The sequence below is a fragment of the Halalkalibacter wakoensis JCM 9140 genome, from assembly GCF_000513095.1.
Taxonomy (GTDB): domain Bacteria; phylum Bacillota; class Bacilli; order Bacillales; family Bacillaceae_D; genus Halalkalibacter; species Halalkalibacter wakoensis.
In genome coordinates this window covers 245,340-262,511 of the sequence record NZ_BAUT01000001.1, presented here as the reverse complement: position 1 = coordinate 262,511, position 17,172 = coordinate 245,340, and the positions used below count along the sequence as shown (strand labels likewise).

General features: G+C 37.1%; 20 protein-coding genes and 2 pseudogenes. 3 read left to right on the top strand and 19 right to left on the bottom strand.

Annotated features, from left to right (window positions below):
* Positions 1 to 5 precede the first annotated feature (5 nt).
* From JCM9140_RS01320 to JCM9140_RS01285, 8 genes are all read right to left on the bottom strand, one after another.
* Complete coding sequence (locus JCM9140_RS01320; protein WP_052001977.1) at positions 6 to 749, bottom strand: FixH family protein; 744 nt, start codon at positions 747 to 749, stop codon at positions 6 to 8.
* Positions 750 to 976: 227 nt separating this feature from the next.
* Entirely contained in the window at positions 977 to 1,222 is a 246-nt protein-coding gene (locus JCM9140_RS01315) for a hypothetical protein (RefSeq protein WP_439644254.1), read from the bottom strand.
* A gap of 136 nt (positions 1,223 to 1,358) precedes the next feature.
* Positions 1,359 to 2,264: a phosphatase PAP2 family protein gene (locus JCM9140_RS01310; RefSeq protein WP_034741212.1), complete on the bottom strand. Its 906-nt coding sequence runs from the start codon at positions 2,262 to 2,264 to the stop codon at positions 1,359 to 1,361.
* A 122-nt stretch (positions 2,265 to 2,386) separates the two neighbouring features.
* The gene (locus JCM9140_RS01305) at positions 2,387 to 2,773 is read right to left on the bottom strand and encodes a DoxX family protein (protein WP_034741209.1); all 387 of its coding nucleotides are present in this window, start codon (positions 2,771 to 2,773) and stop codon (positions 2,387 to 2,389) included.
* Positions 2,774 to 2,865: 92 nt separating this feature from the next.
* A complete protein-coding gene (gene ykzS, locus JCM9140_RS01300) occupies positions 2,866 to 3,060 on the bottom strand; it encodes a protein YkzS (RefSeq protein ID WP_034741206.1) in 195 nt (64 codons plus the stop codon).
* On the bottom strand, positions 3,050 to 4,465 hold the full coding sequence (locus tag JCM9140_RS01295; protein WP_034741203.1) for a PAS domain S-box protein: 1,416 nt from the start codon (positions 4,463 to 4,465) through the stop codon (positions 3,050 to 3,052). The genes ykzS and JCM9140_RS01295 overlap by 11 nt, the downstream gene beginning before the upstream one ends.
* A 125-nt stretch (positions 4,466 to 4,590) precedes the next feature.
* On the bottom strand, positions 4,591 to 5,712 hold the full coding sequence (gene ald, locus JCM9140_RS01290; RefSeq protein WP_034741200.1) for an alanine dehydrogenase: 1,122 nt from the start codon (positions 5,710 to 5,712) through the stop codon (positions 4,591 to 4,593).
* 130 nt (positions 5,713 to 5,842) lie between these two features.
* Complete coding sequence (locus JCM9140_RS01285; protein ID WP_034741197.1) at positions 5,843 to 6,262, bottom strand: hypothetical protein; 420 nt, start codon at positions 6,260 to 6,262, stop codon at positions 5,843 to 5,845.
* A 125-nt stretch (positions 6,263 to 6,387) separates the two neighbouring features.
* Between JCM9140_RS01285 and JCM9140_RS01280 the strand changes: the two genes are divergently transcribed.
* Entirely contained in the window at positions 6,388 to 6,819 is a 432-nt protein-coding gene (locus JCM9140_RS01280; protein ID WP_034741194.1) for a DUF2621 domain-containing protein, read from the top strand.
* Positions 6,820 to 6,847: 28 nt separating this feature from the next.
* On the opposite strand, the gene JCM9140_RS01275 is transcribed toward JCM9140_RS01280, so the two are convergent.
* Positions 6,848 to 7,357 carry a CcdC family protein gene (locus tag JCM9140_RS01275; RefSeq protein ID WP_034741191.1) on the bottom strand — a complete coding sequence of 170 codons (510 nt, stop codon included), beginning with the start codon at positions 7,355 to 7,357 and terminating at the stop codon, positions 6,848 to 6,850.
* 197 nt (positions 7,358 to 7,554) lie between these two features.
* On the opposite strand from JCM9140_RS01275, the gene JCM9140_RS22905 reads away from it, so the two are divergent.
* The gene (locus JCM9140_RS22905; RefSeq protein ID WP_081727521.1) at positions 7,555 to 7,722 is read left to right on the top strand and encodes an aspartyl-phosphate phosphatase Spo0E family protein; all 168 of its coding nucleotides are present in this window, start codon (positions 7,555 to 7,557) and stop codon (positions 7,720 to 7,722) included.
* A gap of 35 nt (positions 7,723 to 7,757) precedes the next feature.
* Here the strand turns inward: JCM9140_RS22905 and JCM9140_RS01270 are convergent.
* The 8 genes and pseudogenes from JCM9140_RS01270 to JCM9140_RS01235 form a co-directional block, all read right to left on the bottom strand.
* Positions 7,758 to 9,549, bottom strand: a pseudogene (locus JCM9140_RS01270) (ABC transporter ATP-binding protein).
* Positions 9,539 to 11,300 (bottom strand): annotated as a pseudogene (locus tag JCM9140_RS01265) (ABC transporter transmembrane domain-containing protein). The pseudogenes JCM9140_RS01270 and JCM9140_RS01265 overlap by 11 nt, the downstream one beginning before the upstream one ends.
* A 64-nt stretch (positions 11,301 to 11,364) precedes the next feature.
* Positions 11,365 to 11,580, bottom strand: a complete 216-nt coding sequence (locus JCM9140_RS01260; RefSeq protein ID WP_034627753.1) for a YneF family protein — start codon at positions 11,578 to 11,580, stop codon at positions 11,365 to 11,367.
* A gap of 122 nt (positions 11,581 to 11,702) precedes the next feature.
* Positions 11,703 to 12,161 carry a sporulation inhibitor of replication protein SirA gene (gene sirA, locus JCM9140_RS01255; RefSeq protein ID WP_162232182.1) on the bottom strand — a complete coding sequence of 153 codons (459 nt, stop codon included), beginning with the start codon at positions 12,159 to 12,161 and terminating at the stop codon, positions 11,703 to 11,705.
* Positions 12,162 to 12,336: 175 nt separating this feature from the next.
* The gene (gene tkt / locus JCM9140_RS01250; protein WP_034741188.1) at positions 12,337 to 14,334 is read right to left on the bottom strand and encodes a transketolase; all 1,998 of its coding nucleotides are present in this window, start codon (positions 14,332 to 14,334) and stop codon (positions 12,337 to 12,339) included.
* A gap of 142 nt (positions 14,335 to 14,476) precedes the next feature.
* Complete coding sequence (locus tag JCM9140_RS01245) at positions 14,477 to 14,716, bottom strand: DUF896 domain-containing protein (protein ID WP_034741185.1); 240 nt, start codon at positions 14,714 to 14,716, stop codon at positions 14,477 to 14,479.
* 53 nt (positions 14,717 to 14,769) lie between these two features.
* Entirely contained in the window at positions 14,770 to 15,447 is a 678-nt protein-coding gene (locus JCM9140_RS01240) for a YneB family resolvase-like protein (RefSeq protein ID WP_034741183.1), read from the bottom strand.
* The gene (locus JCM9140_RS01235) at positions 15,440 to 15,622 is read right to left on the bottom strand and encodes a hypothetical protein (protein ID WP_034741180.1); all 183 of its coding nucleotides are present in this window, start codon (positions 15,620 to 15,622) and stop codon (positions 15,440 to 15,442) included. Before JCM9140_RS01235 ends, JCM9140_RS01240 begins: the two co-directional genes overlap by 8 nt.
* Positions 15,623 to 15,769: 147 nt before the next feature.
* Between JCM9140_RS01235 and lexA the strand changes: the two genes are divergently transcribed.
* Positions 15,770 to 16,393, top strand: coding sequence for a transcriptional repressor LexA (gene lexA, locus JCM9140_RS01230; RefSeq protein ID WP_034741176.1), 624 nt, complete (start codon positions 15,770 to 15,772; stop codon positions 16,391 to 16,393).
* A gap of 62 nt (positions 16,394 to 16,455) precedes the next feature.
* Here lexA and JCM9140_RS01225 read toward each other — a convergent pair whose 3' ends face one another.
* Positions 16,456 to 16,659 (bottom strand): hypothetical protein, encoded by a 204-nt coding sequence (locus JCM9140_RS01225; protein WP_034741173.1) that lies wholly within the window; start codon positions 16,657 to 16,659, stop codon positions 16,456 to 16,458.
* 186 nt (positions 16,660 to 16,845) lie between these two features.
* The gene (locus JCM9140_RS01220) at positions 16,846 to 17,067 is read right to left on the bottom strand and encodes a phage holin (RefSeq protein WP_034741170.1); all 222 of its coding nucleotides are present in this window, start codon (positions 17,065 to 17,067) and stop codon (positions 16,846 to 16,848) included.
* Positions 17,068 to 17,172 lie beyond the last annotated feature (105 nt).

The following is a 17,172-nucleotide window of genomic DNA, read 5'->3' as shown; positions in this document are numbered from 1 at the left end:
TCTTATTAGAAATCAAGTGTAAGGTCTATATGTTCATGTAAATCATCATCTTGGATATGAACAATGATCATATATTCACCTTGTAACTCTTCTAAATTTTCAAGTTGATAGAAACCATTTCCCACTTCCTTCATATCAACCCACTGACGAACTTCATCTCCATCTTGCCACATTTCTAACGTTACATTGCCATCTGTGTATTCTATTCCTTCAACCAAAATGTGCAAACGTAATTGTTCAGAAGTCAATTCTGTTTCAACATCAACATCGTGGTGATGATGATGGTGGTGCTCGTGATGGTCATTTTCATGAACTTCCTCATGCTTATGTTCCTCTACGCTTGATTCCATTTCTCCTACTTGAATTTGAACAGTTGGCATTCTGTGTAACCCTCTTGCTGTTACATGTGTTTGTACATGATACATTCCTGCTTCATTAAATGTATATTCAAGCGTATACAGATGACCCTCTTGATGGTCAGCCTCTATTAGCTCACTTGTTTCCTTTTGTCCCTCTAGCCAAATTTCATATACAACCTCATTCGCATCCTCAACAAGTTCATCTCCCTGAGTGACAGCACTGCTAAATGTTACGACTTCACCAACCTCAGCAAATTCAGGTACAGCTAACTCTACTTCTATTACCGTTAACTCATCAACGACTGCCCCACTTTTATTTTCTTCTTGGCCACAAGCACTAATGATCATCAAGAGAAAGAACATTGTTACAAGTCTACAAGCTTTTATCACGCTATACACACCTCATCTTTCTATTAACTGTTTAAACTATAACATGATTACCAAAAAAATAAATCATTAGTCTTTTCTGTAAAAGTAAAGTTATCATTTTTGACACAATTCATGTTTAAGTTAATAGAAAATGGTAGCTTTATAACTAGCTTATTACTTCCGCCCTTGTAATACTCCTTAACACAAGAGATCTTTCGCCCTGACCTTTTAGGACAACCTGTTTAACATTATTTAATAACTTTTCCTTTTGTTAAATGACAGGCAACTCCCTTGCCTAATGCACCTGGTTTACTCATTTTCTCTAAATATTGCAAACCTTTTTGACACTGTTGTTTACAAACATCGCAGGTTGATGATGTGACCACTTTCATTGTAAATTGATGCTTTTCATGTATGGTGATTTTTGGTGCTGCTTTTTTGTTTTTGCTAGTCTTCGCCATGTTCATGCGCCCCAGTCTTTTTTGTTCCATCATATGCGACACTCATGTAAACGGCGCCATGTTAGAGCATTGTTTTTTAACAAAAAGGCATATTTCATAGCCTTAAACTCTATGAGAGCCAACAAAAAAGAAGCTAAGAAGAGCTCATCCCTTCTTAACTTCTTTGTATTCACATCGTGATCTGATTCTGATTTAGTTGAATGTTTTCCTCTTTTTCATAGATGTTTAAAGCAGTAAACACATACGGTGCGCCTAGTAAGCCCCATATGCCAATTAGGCCATAACGTATAAAATCAAAGAGGATCATCTCAGGAAATACAAACTTCAATCCTATTTGTAATATAAACAACCCTATAATACCAATTGCATAAGCGGCTGCTTTTCTCGATAGTTTCTTGGAAATCTTCATCCGAACCGTTTTATACTCTAATAAGTATCCAACTCCTGCTCCAAGTAAAAAGCCCGCATACTTTACTCCCTCTTCTTCTGGAAAAATAGAAACAATCATAACAGGTATAATAAGTGCTAATATCCACTTCACCTTAATTGGAAGGGATGATATCCTCTCTTGCAATTGGATGGAGATGACCAATATGAAAACAGCGATTATCACTCCAACGATCACATCTGTAGGCCAATGTAATCCTGAATAAAGTCTTGAGAAAGAAATACATAAAATAAGGACAACTGAAAAAATCCAGAATATTGGTCTCGCAACAAGATAAGCTAAATACCCCCAGAGAGTTGTCGAACCTTGTGCGTGACCACTTGGAAAGGAATCGTAGGGATAATGACTGCCCACTTCAGCTGATTGTATAAATATTGAATGTACACCTTCTACTCCAATCGGCCTCTGTATGGCATAGGTAATCTTTAGAAATGCATTCACTGTAATAGATACGAGAAAAATATAAAACAATCGAAAGCCTGCTTGTTTCGCAATACACCAATAAACGAGTGGGATGACTAAGAAATAAAATTCCTCATTCCCCATAAACGTAAAAATAGCAGCCAATCCATTCAAAAAAGGCTGTTGCAGCGCGGTTACAGCTGCTAAAAAGTCTGTCTGATTCATAAACTCCTCCAACATTTGTGTTTATTTATATAACCATTCGACATAATTTGAAAAATTCCTGTTTTATACTGTGCATTCGAAAACAAGAGATGTCTAGCCTTTAGACATCTCTTGTTTTTCCTTTAATACGTTTTTAAAATGACTGAGTCCACTGACAACAACTTACTGCCATTTATTAATAAATAAATAGCTATACCTAATAAAACAAAGTCAAATTCAAAACCACCTAGAAAGCCAGCACCTAATTTCACAAATAAAATTGCACCTACCATAATCATCGCGAGTAAAAGAGATACGAAACGTGTTCCTAGTCCAACAAGCAAGGCAACACCACCCATTAACTCTATTATTGCTACTAGATAGGCTGTCATTCCTGGTAATCCTAAACTTTCAAAATAAAGACTTGTAGATTCTAAACCATTTTGAAACTTAGCTAGTCCATGAAAAAAGAACGTAATTCCTAGAACAATCCGAAGAATCAATGAACCAATTTCATATTTAAGAAACAAAGACACATCCCCCTTTCGCAAAAAAAATAAGCACCTTATCAAGAAAGGTACTTATCGTTACACTTTATGTACAAGCATCTCAAATTATCACTTTACTTTGTCCAGCCTGGTTCAAACGTATAAATGGTTTCTCCTCTATGTTGTGCATTCCCACGGAAATCAATAGCATCTTCTTGCTTTAATAATATTGTACGAAACATATGAAAATCTTCTTTTGCGACACGATATGATTCAAGTTCTTTATTACGAAGCTGATTTAAAATAAGCAAGGCTTGCTCATGATCCACACTCGCCACCCCTTTTTCTTTCTTGATCTGTTCCCAATGGTAAGTATATCTTAATGGTTGTTCCTTTGCTAGGCAAGCTAGAAATTTCCATTTTTCCATTATGGGAATCAATGATCTTTAAAGAAGTCATTAAACCTAGCCCAGTACCCTTTTCTTTTGTTGTATAAAAAGGTGTACCAATTTTCGATAAAAACTGTTCAGGAATACCATTACCTTGGTCAACAACTTTAATGAGAATCGTTTTAGAACCATGCTTCTTAGCAGAAATGGTCACACTGCCTCCATCTGACATCGCTTCAATCGAGTTTTTAATTAAATTAATAAACACTTGTTTTAATTGACTGCCAATACATTTCACTTCGGGCAAGTCTTCTATATCCGTTATAACCTCTACATTATTCATTAATGCTTGAGAGCTTAAGAGCATCACGACATCTTCAATAATTTTATCTATCTTTTCATACTGAAAATATTGAGCTTGTGGTTTTGCTAAAACGAGCAGCTCACTCGTGATCATTTCAATTCTTGTAATTTCATCAGCCATAATGGTTAAATAATGACTGCTAACCTCTTGAAGAGGAGAGGATTTAATTAATTGAAGAAAGCCTTTTATAGATGTTAATGGATTTCTTATTTCATGAGCAATGGAAGCTGCAAGCTGACCGACTGCGGTTAACTTTTCCGACTCAAATAGAAGTTTTTCCGTTCTTTTTTGATTCGTAATATCCTTCGCAATTCCATATACGCCTACGATTTCTTTTCCAATGACAATGGGAATATTCGTCACTTTTAAGTCAATAACATGTCCATCTTTATGACGGGCTCTCGTCTCATAATTTTTTGTCACACCTTTGGTTGCCTCTAAAAAATTAGCATTCGTTTTTGGAAGATCTTCTTCCAGGATTAAGGGGATATAGGAAACCATACAAAGTTCTTCTTCTTTGTAGCCAACTAATTTTTCCATGGCAGGATTAACTTCTAAATAATTCCCTTCTAAATCAAATGAAAAAACTGCATCCGGGTTATTCTCAAAAAGCGATTTATAATGCTGTTCACGGTTGAATGATCTTTGTTTCTGACTTGTAATATCGTGAAAGTGGACGGAGATTCCGGTCTCTGAAGGGTAAACCTTTATGCTAAACCAAAGATTCAGTGGTGGATAGTACATTTCAAAAAAGGCTGCTTTTTGCGACGCAAGTGCCTTATAGTACTGTTTAAACAATGATAATTCTTTCGTTTCAGGAAATTCTATCCAGACGTTTTGTCCAATCATTTTCTCTCTATCTTTTTGAAGAATTCTTGCTGCTTCTTTGTTGAAATATGTAAAATTCCATTGTCGATCTAATGCATAAAAGGGATCTGTTATTCTTTCTAAGATTTCGAATTCATTTTTAGTCATCTTCATCATTAATCCCACCATTACTAAATTAGCGACTTGGAGCGCATCATTTTAGTCTAGAATACCATGAAACTCTTCTAGAATCATTAAAACAGACCGAAATGTGTTCGGTCTGTTCAAGAAACTACCTTTTAAATTCTTTCAAGTGCTTCTGCAGCTGTTAAGTACTCTAATTGCAAATCAGATGCAACGGCTGCATACGTTACCGCACCTGCTGCCGTATTTAACCCTAACTCCAATGCATGATTTTCCGTTAATGCACGCTTAACTCCCTTACTGGCAATTTGTAGCGCATACGGAATCGTCACATTTGTTAAAGCAATCGTGGACGTTCTTGGAACAGCCCCAGGCATATTCGCGACAGCATAATGCACAACGTCATGTTTCGTATAGGTTGGCTCATCATGTGTAGTAATTCGATCAACTGTTTCAATGATTCCACCTTGGTCAATCGCAACATCCACGACAACGGAACCCGGCTTCATGGATTGAATCATTTCTTCTGTCACTAGCTTTGGTGCTTTTGCTCCAGGTATTAAAACAGCACCAATCACAAGGTCTGAGTCAGCTACAGCTTCAGCAATGTTAAGTGGGTTGGACATTAACGTTTGAATGTCTGTTCCATACAAATCATCCAATTGACGTAAGCGATCTGGACTTAAATCCATAATCGTTACATCTGCACCAAGTCCCATTGCAACTTTTGCTGCGTTTGTTCCAACAACTCCCCCACCAATTACGGTAACTTTCCCACGTTTCACTCCAGGTACACCAGATAATAGAATACCTTTTCCACCTTTAGGTTTTTCTAAAAACTGTGCACCAATTTGAGAAGCCATCCGACCAGCTACTTCACTCATTGGTGTAAGAAGAGGCAAAGTTCTACCAACTTGAACCGTTTCATAAGCAATAGCTGTCACTTCTTTTTCCACTAGTGCTTTAGCTAACTCTGGTTCCGCAGCTAAATGTAAATACGTAAATAGAATTAATCCTTTACGGAAATAACCGTATTCAGATGGCAACGGCTCTTTTACCTTCATGATCATATCGACTTTTTCCCAAATAGCTACTGGGTCTTCCTCAATCTCAGCGCCAGCTTGCACATAAGCTTCATCTTCAAATCCACTTCCAACACCAGCATTTTTTTCAATTAAAACTTGATGTCCCGCTTGAACGAGCGTCAACACACTTGCAGGTGTCGCAGCAACTCGGTTTTCATTGTTTTTAATTTCTTTAGGTACTCCAATTAACATGGCATTTCCTCCTTGACGTTTCTTTTCATTCAGTATAGCCATTTTTGGATTCATTGACATTGTCTACTTCGCAAAACGTTCTTTCATCCATTTGTAGATTTCCACAAATGAACAGTCTATTTTTTTACAATCATATGTATAGAACGATTTTTAACAAGAACATAGATAGTATGGCAATCATAAGCATGAAGCTATACAATCTTAATTTCGAAACATCATCACTAGCGTCTTGATTGTTCTCGACCTTCTCTAATATGATTCGAACCGGTTTCGCTGTCATACCTAACATCGCAGAAAGAACAAGCCAAATGATGAGAACTAGAAAAAACCAAACGGTCATCCACTGTGACGTCATAAGAAAGCCAGTAATAATGGAGACCACTACCCCACCATGGGCGAGCCAAATAATTCGTTTGTAGATTTTCAACAAAAGCGCAAATCTACCTGGTTCATCCAATAAACTGCCTTTAATTAAATAAGGAAATGGAATGAGCACAAAAAACAAGACGGAAACGAGTAAATGAAATGCGTAACTAACTAAATACAACATATTTTTTATCACCTCGGTTATTTATCTTACCAAACGTCCTACTTATTTGGAAACACTCATTCTATTCACAGTCTAGTCTTTTTTATGGTAGGATAAGGATGAGTAAAAAGTTGAGGTGAAAAACAATGCCTACTTGGTTTATGTGGTTCATAGTATTATGGACAATCTTCTTAATTACAGTCATGTTTATAGGTGGATATTTCATGTTTCGAAAATTCCTTAAACGATTGCCAAAAGAAGATGGTAAATCTATTTTAGATTGGCAAGATTATTATATCGAAAAGACTATACATCTTTGGAGTGATGATCAAAAGCAATTACTAAATGATTTAGTAGAGCCTGTACCTGAATTATTTAGGGATGTAGCAAAAGGGAAAATTGCAGGAAAAATCGGGGAACTTGTACTTAACGACAAGCTTGATTCTTTGCCACAAGAATACATTATTAAAGGCTATATTTTAGCTACCCCAAAACGTGATCATAAATTTCTTATGAAGAAACTACGAGAAAAAGAAATTGATATGACTCCATATAAAGATTTACTAGAAACATCATAAAGAGGCTGACTTCTAGAGTCAGCCTTTTTTATGTTTCTAAAGAGACCATTTCTTTTGACTTTGTAGCCTGCTCCAAGTCTTTCTGTATTTTTTTGAAGTTCAAAAACATAGAGATACGCCACGGAATAATCATTCCATAAGCTAGGAGAAAAAACATCCCTGCCAATTCTTCTACATGAATGGCATCTCCCATTACCAGTTTAAACACAATTCGAGCAAGTAATAAGCCTATTAAAATAAAGGCAAAGGCTTTTGAACGTTTCATGTATATTTGCTCTTCTCTTATTTCAAACTTTGTTGTTTTCATTAGTAAAATAGAGAAAAGGAATCCAACAAGCACGGCTTCTATCACTTGCAAAAGCGCTGGTCGTGCTGGTTCATACAAAAACATAAGGAACCCTGTAGACATAAAGATAGGTGGCAAAACGATCTTCTTAACTGAAACAGGGCGTTTCGTCGCCTTTAAACGAATAAAGATTGCAAACGATGCCATTATAAGAGCCCCAACAGTCGTTAAGTAAAGATATAGATCCTCCAAGCCGCTCACCCCTTTCCAACCGGTGAAGTTATACTATTTAAAGATACAGGAAAGCTTGTTTTGTTTCAATTCATTTCAATCAGTTTCCTGCTAGAATAAAAATTATTTTCTTATTTTTACTAACATTGCAGGAATGGTTGTAAATTTACTTGTTAATTTGTATAATTATTACAAGAATTAGAGAAGAAGGGGTCTCTATGAGTGATCGATTACTTAAAATTATAGAAACGAAACGAAATGAATTGATAGAGCTTGCACTTCTAAAGGGACTATCATCCCCGGCCGTCTTAGTCGTAAGCCAAGAACTAGATACATTGTTGAATCATTATGAAAATGCATCGGAAAAAGAGAACCACAGCAAATAGCGTGGTTCTCTTTTTCTTTGTCATCTCAGCTTATTTTACGCATTTACCTCCAATGATGAAGAACCTTTTTGAAGTAAATACATTTTATGGTATAACCCTTTTTGTTTCAGGAGCTCAGCGTGATTGCCACGTTCAATTATTTCTCCTTTATGAAGAACGAGTATTTGATCAGCCTCTTTGATCGTTGATAACCTATGCGCAATGGCAATCGTCGTTCGACCCTTTTGCATTTTTTTTAATGCATCTTGTATAGCTTCTTCGGTTTCAGTATCAACATTTGCTGTTGCTTCATCTAAAATAAGGATTTTAGGATTCGTTGCAATGGTTCTCGCAAACGAAAGCAATTGTCGCTGTCCACTAGATAATGTTGAACCTCTTTCCGTTACCGCAGCACTATAAGAGTTTGGCAATTTCTCAATAAACTCATTTGCATGGACAAACTCAGCTGCCTTTTTAATCTCTTCTTCCGTTAACCCTTCTCGATACAAACGAATATTACTTGAGATCGTACCGGTATAAAGGAATGGATCTTGTAGGACAAGTCCGATATTTTCTCTAAGTTCTTTGTTTTCAAATTCATGAATCGATTTACCATCAATGAATATATCACCTTTGCGCAGCTCATAAAACCTCATCAATACATTGATAATTGAGCTTTTCCCACTGCCTGTATGTCCAACTAATGCAACGGTCTCTCCCTTTTTTACGGTGAATGAAATATTCTTTAACACTTCTGTTTTTTCATCATAGGAAAACGAAACATTTTTAAATTCAATGACACCATCGTTAATTGCAGGAGAATCTGACCCGTGTTTTGCTGGAGCATACATTTTGTGATCCATTAACTTGAACACTCGACCAGCTGATACAATTGCTTGTTGAAATAATGATAATCGCATCATCATTTGATTGACGGGTTCAAAGAAACGATCCAAATAATTCACAAAAGCGTACAAAACTCCAATTTCAACGGGACTAACAAACGAGGTAACCCCAAAATAACTAAGAACTAAGATCAAAGCTAAAATGGAAATTAAATCTACTAATGGTCTAAGCAAAAGTCCATCTAACTTCATGCTTTTTATGCCTGCTTGAAAATGGTCTTCATTGACTTCGCTAAACTCTTTTCGTAGCCGGCGTTCTTGACGAAACATTTGGACAATGGCCATTCCTTGAATGGTTTCATTCATTTTTGCATTTAGTTGGCTCAACTTTTCACTCATATCTGCATAAAATTTCGAACTTAGTTTTCGATACCATTGCATTAAACCAAAGATAATCGGCAATAACACTAAACAAAACAATCCAAGTGTTGGATTTAAATAAAACATAGCAATAAAGATCCCAACTAAAAACAAACCATTTTGAACAAAATTGGCTAATACCGTTAAGTAAAATTCTTTAATTGATTCTGTATCGTTTGTAATTCTTGAAATCAGGGCTCCAGCAGGTGTTTGATCAAAAAAAGCTAATCCTTGTTTTTCTACGTTTGAAAAAACGTCCACACGAAGCTCTTGAATTATTTTCAAAGAGATTTTTTGGAACATAAACGCTTGAAAGTAATTAATAAAAACCGCTGATACATGTAAAACCACATACAAAATAGCGAGCCACAACAAAGGTTCAAACGGAAACTGTCTTGGCGTCAAATAATCATCAATGAATATTTTTATAAGAATTGGGTCCAATTAACTCTGCTGCTGTTGCGAAAATGAGCAATGTAAAAGCAACGACGAGCGCTTTTGTATGTTTCTTTGCATAACGCAACAATCGCCACAATATGGCTCTTTGCTCTTCACCTGACAAGACTTGGTCTTTATGTTGCATCATGCTGCCCCCCTTGTTCCACTAACTCCTCTAATTGCTGGTGTTCATACATTTTTTTGTACCAGCCGTTTTCCTCCATTAACTGTGAATGTACACCCCTTTGGATGATGCGCCCTTCCTCTAATACAAGGATAAGATCAGCATGTTTAATAGCACTCAGTCGATGTGCTGTAATAATCGTTGTTTTTCCTGCTCGGTTTCTCCTTAAAGATTCAAGAATTTGCTCTTCCGTCTTTGCATCAACAGCAGATAACGAATCATCCAGTATAAGCACATTCGGATTTGGTAAAACGGCTCGTGCAATCGCTATTCTTTGTTTTTGACCCCCACGATAACGTGACCCCTCGCTCCCCTACAACGGTTTCATACCCTTCCTGAAAACCGATAATATCCTCATGAATATTGGCAAGTTTACAGCTGTTCATTATTTCTCCAAGTGAAGCATTTGGTTTTGCAAAAGCGACATTATCTGCAATCGTAGCTGAAAATAAAAAATGATCTTGCGGAACATTTCCAAAGGTTGCTTTTAAGTCATCTAATCGATAGGCATCCAAACGAAAATCGCCAATCTTAATTTCTCCATGCTCTAACTCATACTCGCGTTGCAAAAGCCGAATTAGTGTCGATTTGCCACTCCCCGTCTTCCCAACAATCCCTAACGTCTGTCCTTCTTTTAAGGTGAAGCTGATCTCCTTTAGTGCATGTTCACGACTTCCAGGATACGAAAAAGAAGAAATCGAAACGTTCAAATCACCCGTTACTTTTTGCTCATTTGTTGTTTCGTCTGTTATATCTTGTTTCTCTTCTAGCAATAACGAAATGCGGTCGTAAGAGGCCCGTCCACGCTCCACAATGTTAAATAACCAACCAAATGCAAGCATAGGCCAAATCAACAAACCAAGATATAGCGTAAAGGTCGTTAACTGCCCAATTGTTATTTGTTCAGCTATCACAAATTGAGCCCCAAATACTACAGCGAGAAAATAGGAAATGCCGACAATGAGTGAAATGGTAGGATCAAATAAAGCGTCCACCTTGGCTACAGCGACATTTTTGTCTACAACGTCCAAAGACTTCTCTCTAAAACGTTTTATTTCATCCTCTTCCTGTCCAAACGTTTTTGCTACTCTTACTCCTGTGACACTTTCTTGGACATTATCATTCAACTCTGAAAATGCTGACTGCGCTAAATGAAATCTCTTATGTAAAAGAGTTCCATAATAACTAGTTAAATAGGCCATGAACGGCATAGGAATCAGGCAAATTAATGTCAATTGCCAACTGATAGTCGCCGCCATTGTAATAATGACAAATCCTCCCATTGTCAATGAATCCACTAACGTTAAAACACCTTGTCCAGCAGTCATTTGAACCGCTCGAATATCATTTGTAGCATGCGCCATTAAATCACCAGTACGGTGACGTTGGTAAAACCGTTGAGACATATTCGTGAAATGTGTATACAATTGATTTCGCAACAGGCGAGCTAACCGAATCGAAGCCCCAAAGATTAAAATCCTCCAAACATAGCGAAGACCATAAGCAAGTATTCCGACGAGTAACAAAACACCAATCCACATAGCTAAAAGAGAACTCGATAATGTTTCTTCTACGATATGATCCACAATCACTCCGACTATTAATGGAGGTGTAAGGGTTAACAAGGAAACTAAAGCCAACACTAAAATTCCTAATCCGTATGCTCGTTTTTCTATTTTAAAAAACCACCATAAATCTTTAAATACTTTCACGAACGACCGACACCTCTCTCAAACGTAGAAAAACACCCCAATTATGAGGTGCTTGTCCATCCAATTATTTGCCCTGTTGTTTCTGCATCGCTTTCATCATTTGATTAATTTTCTTTTGCGATGGATTTTGTCCCATTTGCATCATCATGACACGGAGCATTTGCTCATTAAATGGCGGGTTCTTTTTTAAATAAGACATCATCGTCTTACGAGCTATAAAGAAGCCAATTGCAATACCTGCTGCAACAGCTAGGGTGTACCCTAAAATATGAATCCACATAAGTCCAACGTCCTCCTTCGTGCTATCTAAACCTGTCGGGAAAATCCCGAATCAACCTTATCTATTATATCTTAATGACAAGAGATTTAAAAGCACTTCAGAAAAATAACCCACGTTCTTAATTAAACTTGTTTGGTTCGAAGCATATCAGCTTGTTTCAAAGGTTTTAACCAACCATAACGATGGTCTTCAATCGTAAACGCAAAAAAAGTGGGTTCGCATTTTCTAAGAATCTCAAAAAAGATTGTTTCCACATCAGATGTCCCATCTGCTGTTAAATAAAGAGCATCAGCACCAATCACGAGCTCTGCTTTACAATCACGTTCAATCATTTGGATGACATGCGTATTTTTCTTCTTGCTATATCCGTCAAGCTTCATTAAATTTTGCTTTAACTTTTGTTGCAACAAAAGAGAAGGTATTGGTTTTGTAATGTACTCAATTTGTCTACGTAATATCTCCTTTTGTGCCCCTCTCGCTTTTTCATGTTCGAGAAATAAGTAAAATAACTTTGCTTCTTGTCCGTAATATTGACGAGCAACATCGTCTTCAAATATGTACAACTCATAATGTCTCATCATGGACACCCTCTCGTACTTTATTATCCCAAGTATACGAAAGATGAAGTAAAATGATTGTCTTAAAGCGGAGAAGATAAGCACTAGTTTTGTCGAACAAAAAAAACTGACCATGAATGAGTAGGTTCTAGCCTAGTACTAAGCTAAAATCCACCAACAGAGTCAGTTTTTACATCTATTATTTTTGTAACAATGCTTTTACTTTTGCTACAACATTTTCAACCGTAAATCCATATTCAGCTAAAATCTTATCTGCAGGAGCTGAAGCACCGAATTGATCGATCGCTAATACATCACCATGGTCGCCAACATACTTATGCCAGCCAAGTGGAGAAGCCATTTCAATACCGAGGCGGATTTTCACGTCTGGAGAAATCACTTCGTCTTTATAAGATTGAGGCTGTTTCTCAAAACGATCCCAGCTAGGCATACTTACAACGTCAGCATGGATTCCATCTTTTTCAAGAGCCGTTTGAGCTTCTACTGCTAAAGGAACTTCCGAACCAGACGCTAGTAAAAGAACATCTGTTGCACCACTTGATTTTGAAATGATATAAGCACCTTTTTTCACACCTTCATAAGCTAGTTCAGCTGTATGATCTTGTGTTTTTAGGTTTTGACGAGTTAAGACTAAAGCTGTTGGTGTGTCTGTGCTCTCGAGAGCTACCTTCCATGCTGCAACCGTCTCATTGCTGTCACCCGGGCGGATAACAGATAAGCCAGGCATAGCACGAAGCGCAGCTAATTGCTCAACAGGCTCATGAGTTGGTCCATCTTCACCTACAGCAATACTATCATGTGTAAAGACATAAATTACCGGCAGCTTCATAAGAGCAGCTAATCGAATAGCAGGACGTAAATAGTCAGAGAACACAAAGAACGTCGCATTAAAAACTTTTAACCCACCATGTAACGCAATACCATTTGCAGCTGCTCCCATTGCAAATTCGCGTACACCAAACCAAATGTTGCGACCTGCGTAGTTATCGCGTGAATAATCACCAAGATCTTTCATGTACGTTTTATTCGAACCAGCAAGGTCAGCTGAACCACCAAATAATTCAGGTACTTTTTTCGCAAAAGCGTTTAATGCTTCACCTGAAGATGAACGAGTTGCAACGCTAGAACCTGCTTCATATACTGGAGCTTCAGAATCCCATCCTTCAGGCAATTCACCACTTGTCGCACGCTCAAACTCTGCTGCTAGTTCAGGGTAAGCTTCTTTATATTTAGCAAAAAGAGCATTCCATGCCTCTTCTTTTTTAGCCCCTTCTTCTTTCACATTAGCAAATAAATCCTTTACATCAGAAGGAATGTGAAATTCCTCTTCATGTGCCCACTCATAAGCAGACTTCGTTAAGGCAACTTCTTCTTTTCCTAACGGAGCACCGTGAGAAGCAGATTTACCAGATTTATTTGGAGAACCATACCCAATAACTGTTTTCACTTCAATTAATGTTGGACGCTCGTCTTCCTTTGCCGCAGCAATAGCACGATTAATTTCATCAAGATCGTTGCCATCCTCAACTCGAATCACTTGCCATCCGTAAGCTTTATAACGATCTTCAACACTTTCAGAGAATGAAATATGAAGGTCACCATCTAACGAAATATCGTTTGAATCATAAAGTACAATGAGTCGACCTAACTTTAAGTGCGCAGCTAAAGAGGCAGCTTCTTGAGATACACCTTCCATTAAATCTCCATCACCACAAATAGAGTATGTAAAATGATCGACAATATTAAAATCATCTTTGTTATACGTGCTTGCCAAATGGCGTTCAGCCATTGCCATACCTACAGCCATTGCCACACCTTGTCCAAGAGGCCCTGTTGTTGCTTCTACTCCAGGAGTATGTCCAAACTCCGGATGACCAGGTGTTTTACTTCCCCATTGACGGAATTGTTGTAGGTCTTCAAGTGACAAGTCATATCCTGTTAAATGTAATAAGCTATAAAGTAGCATAGAGCCATGTCCAGCAGACAAAACAAAACGATCTCGATTAGCCCACTCTGGGTTGACCGGATTATGGTTCATGAATTTTGTCCAAAGACTATAAGCCATTGGTGCTGCACCCATAGGCATACCTGGATGTCCTGAATTCGCTTTTTCAATGCTATCGATTGATAGTGTACGGATTGTATTAACCGCTTGTTGATCTACTAGTTTCGTCATTCTTTAGATTCCTACCCTTCACAATATGTAATTTCTTTTCTCTCTCTACTTATTCATCTTATACTTTATCCGACAATTTCTCAAGCATTCAGACAAATGTTAAATAAACAAAAAAAGCCTCTAACTTTGAGGTAAGAGACTTTTAATGAAGTGGATTATCTTTATTTCTTTTGCTTTCCTTCAATGCATCTGGAGTCACGTCGTTTCCGTTCTCATCAACAACTGTAACGGAATGAAGATGATTTTTAAAGGATGCACGGAATGTTTGCAAATATTCTTTCCTAAGCATGTTTTGTTCATTTTCTTCTTTTTTCGTTAAACCACTTGTTTTGGCACGTTTTGCCAATTCGTTAATTCTTTGTAATTTCTCCTTGGAAAGCATCGAAACACCTCTTTCTTACCGTACACTTTACATGATCAGAAATGGCTTTTCAACTATTTTGAACTAGCTGAATCACTTGCTTCTTTTAGTTGTTCCTTTTCGTATTGCTTGTATCTCCTATGAACTGTTGCTTTTGACAAACTATATCCTAAACCACGTAGTGTGACAGCGATATCCTGAAAAGTTAGTTTCATTTCTCTTAATCGAACAATTTCTTCAATTGGTGCCTCTTTCATCGAGCGCCCTCCACTACCAAAGCCTTTTAGATTCTGGTGGGGTTTGTACCCATTTTTTACAGCTGCTTTCATTCCACGTTTAATCTTACTATTATGTAATTTCCTTTGAAACTCTTCTACAATCGAGACAATTTCCAACACCATTTCATCGGCTTCTGAAAGGGTTAATTCGCCATTATCATGTGTTGTTAAAACCTTTACACCATGCTTACGGAATTGATGTAGAAGAGCAATTTTAGCATGTCCTCTTCCTAATCTCGTATCATCTTGGACTAACAATACTTCGATTTGCTTTGATTGTATATCATCTAGTATTTCGAGGATCGCTTCTCTATCAATATCATATCCGCTCGCTTGTTCTTCCATCATCTTGATCACTTGTAAATCATACTGAAAAGCAAGTTGGATAAGTTCTTCTGCTTGCCTTTTGAGCGAGGAATGCTGCTCTTTGTTATTTGTACTTACTCTACAATATATAATAGCTTTTTTAGTCAAAATTCTTACTACCTTTCACTGCTTCGATATTGAGATTGTCATGTTGTTCGAATACTACTAAGTCCGATGCTTCGTAAGACGGTGCCGAAAATATAATAGTAGAGTACATAAAAATTAGTACCGCTACGGCTGCTATTAAAATAAAAACTTCTTGTCCTGAAAAACGTTTAATCATAACTTTCACCTCAATAAGAATATCTGTTCGTGTTTTTAATATAATACGAACGTTCGTTTGTGTCAATATTTTTCAGAACAATTGTTTGCATCACATATGTTCGCATGTTACAATTTACTCAATTAGGAAATTATGCGGGGTGGACATATGTCAAAGCTATCAAAGCGCCAGTTGGAAATACTAGATTTTATTAAAGTGGAAGTACAAAAAAAGGGATATCCGCCTTCTGTGAGAGAAATTGGTGAAGCTGTTGGGCTTGCTTCCAGTTCAACTGTCCACGGCCATCTTTCCCGTTTGGAAAAAAAGGGGTTTATAAGAAGAGATCCTACGAAACCTAGAGCGATAGAAGTGCTAGACTTAGATAATGAAGCAACACATATTCCAGATAAAAAGACAACATATGTACCAGTTTTAGGTAAAGTAACAGCAGGTCTTCCGATTACAGCAGTTGAAAACATTGAAGACTATTTGCCATTGCCAGAACATCTAGTCACTGGTGAAAATACATATGTTCTTGTTATTCAAGGGGATAGTATGATTGAAGCGGGTATTTTTGATGGAGATATGGTCATTGTAAGGCAACAACAAACAGCCAATAACGGAGACATCATTGTTGCTATGACAGAAGAAGATGAAGCAACCGTTAAGCGCTTTTTCCGTGAAAAAGACTATATTCGCCTTCAACCAGAAAACTCTACAATGGAACCAATCTTATTAAAAGAATGTACAGTACTCGGAAAAGTCGTTGGAGTATTTCGTACTATTCATTGATATGGAAACAAACAAGCTTGTCTTTTTACGAGACAAGCTTGTTTTGTTATCCATATTTTATTTTATGCGTTCTCCAATTTTTTATCTTCTTTTTCTTTTGATCGTTCTTTTAAATATGTACGCAATACAAAAGTCATGACTAACGCGCTTATGATCACCATTCCGTATCCGCCCGTTCCTTCATTAACAAGAATACGAAACACACTACGTAAAAAGAACATGAACGATAACACATACATAATGAGAAGTACTGTTTTTTTCCTCATAAAACCACCCCTTTTTTCATTATTAGTGATAAAAGGTAAGAACACAATATATTCTTGCAACATTTATTAGTTCTTTCCATCATAATCTGTTAAGTTTAGGTCATTCTATAAACAACATGGTTTTTAGAAAATCACCCCACGAATATCATCCAAAACCATGTTAGCCCCTGTCTTGCAGGGGCTTATTTAGTCAAGTTTATGCTTCTTTAACACTTCTTTTTGCTGCAACCCTTTTTTGCTAAGGTAATTATTTTTCCATCCTGCCCATAAGAAATAAGCCCCAGAGATAACAGCTACAACATCATTTACAAATTGTTCCGAGATCGTTTGATAACCAAGCACATTTAAGACCGTATTGATAACAGCTACAATTAAAATAACAAACCGACTAACAGAAGCCTTATCCACTGGTCCCCCTCCTCTTCAATTAGCTCATGACTTAAGGCTAGTCTATGTTTTTATAAAGAGGAAAATGACTTTGCTTCATCTTTTCTTTGTCATTTTTCAACATTG

Coding starts and splice junctions, on each gene's coding strand:
- JCM9140_RS01295 (WP_034741203.1), bottom strand. CDS start 4,465: ATGAAGATGACTAAAAATGAATTCGAAATCTTAGAAAGAATAACAGAT.
- JCM9140_RS01280 (WP_034741194.1), top strand. CDS start 6,388: ATGCCTACTTGGTTTATGTGGTTCATAGTATTATGGACAATCTTCTTA.
- ald (WP_034741200.1), bottom strand. CDS start 5,712: ATGTTAATTGGAGTACCTAAAGAAATTAAAAACAATGAAAACCGAGTT.
- sirA (WP_162232182.1), bottom strand. CDS start 12,161: ATGATGAGACATTATGAGTTGTACATATTTGAAGACGATGTTGCTCGT.
- JCM9140_RS22905 (WP_081727521.1), top strand. CDS start 7,555: ATGAGTGATCGATTACTTAAAATTATAGAAACGAAACGAAATGAATTG.
- JCM9140_RS01260 (WP_034627753.1), bottom strand. CDS start 11,580: ATGTGGATTCATATTTTAGGGTACACCCTAGCTGTTGCAGCAGGTATT.
- JCM9140_RS01225 (WP_034741173.1), bottom strand. CDS start 16,659: ATGAGGAAAAAAACAGTACTTCTCATTATGTATGTGTTATCGTTCATG.
- JCM9140_RS01310 (WP_034741212.1), bottom strand. CDS start 2,264: ATGAATCAGACAGACTTTTTAGCAGCTGTAACCGCGCTGCAACAGCCT.
- JCM9140_RS01235 (WP_034741180.1), bottom strand. CDS start 15,622: ATGATTAAACGTTTTTCAGGACAAGAAGTTTTTATTTTAATAGCAGCC.
- JCM9140_RS01245 (WP_034741185.1), bottom strand. CDS start 14,716: ATGCTTTCCAAGGAGAAATTACAAAGAATTAACGAATTGGCAAAACGT.
- JCM9140_RS01315 (WP_439644254.1), bottom strand. CDS start 1,222: ATGATGGAACAAAAAAGACTGGGGCGCATGAACATGGCGAAGACTAGC.
- lexA (WP_034741176.1), top strand. CDS start 15,770: ATGTCAAAGCTATCAAAGCGCCAGTTGGAAATACTAGATTTTATTAAA.
- tkt (WP_034741188.1), bottom strand. CDS start 14,334: ATGACGAAACTAGTAGATCAACAAGCGGTTAATACAATCCGTACACTA.
- JCM9140_RS01285 (WP_034741197.1), bottom strand. CDS start 6,262: ATGTTGTATTTAGTTAGTTACGCATTTCATTTACTCGTTTCCGTCTTG.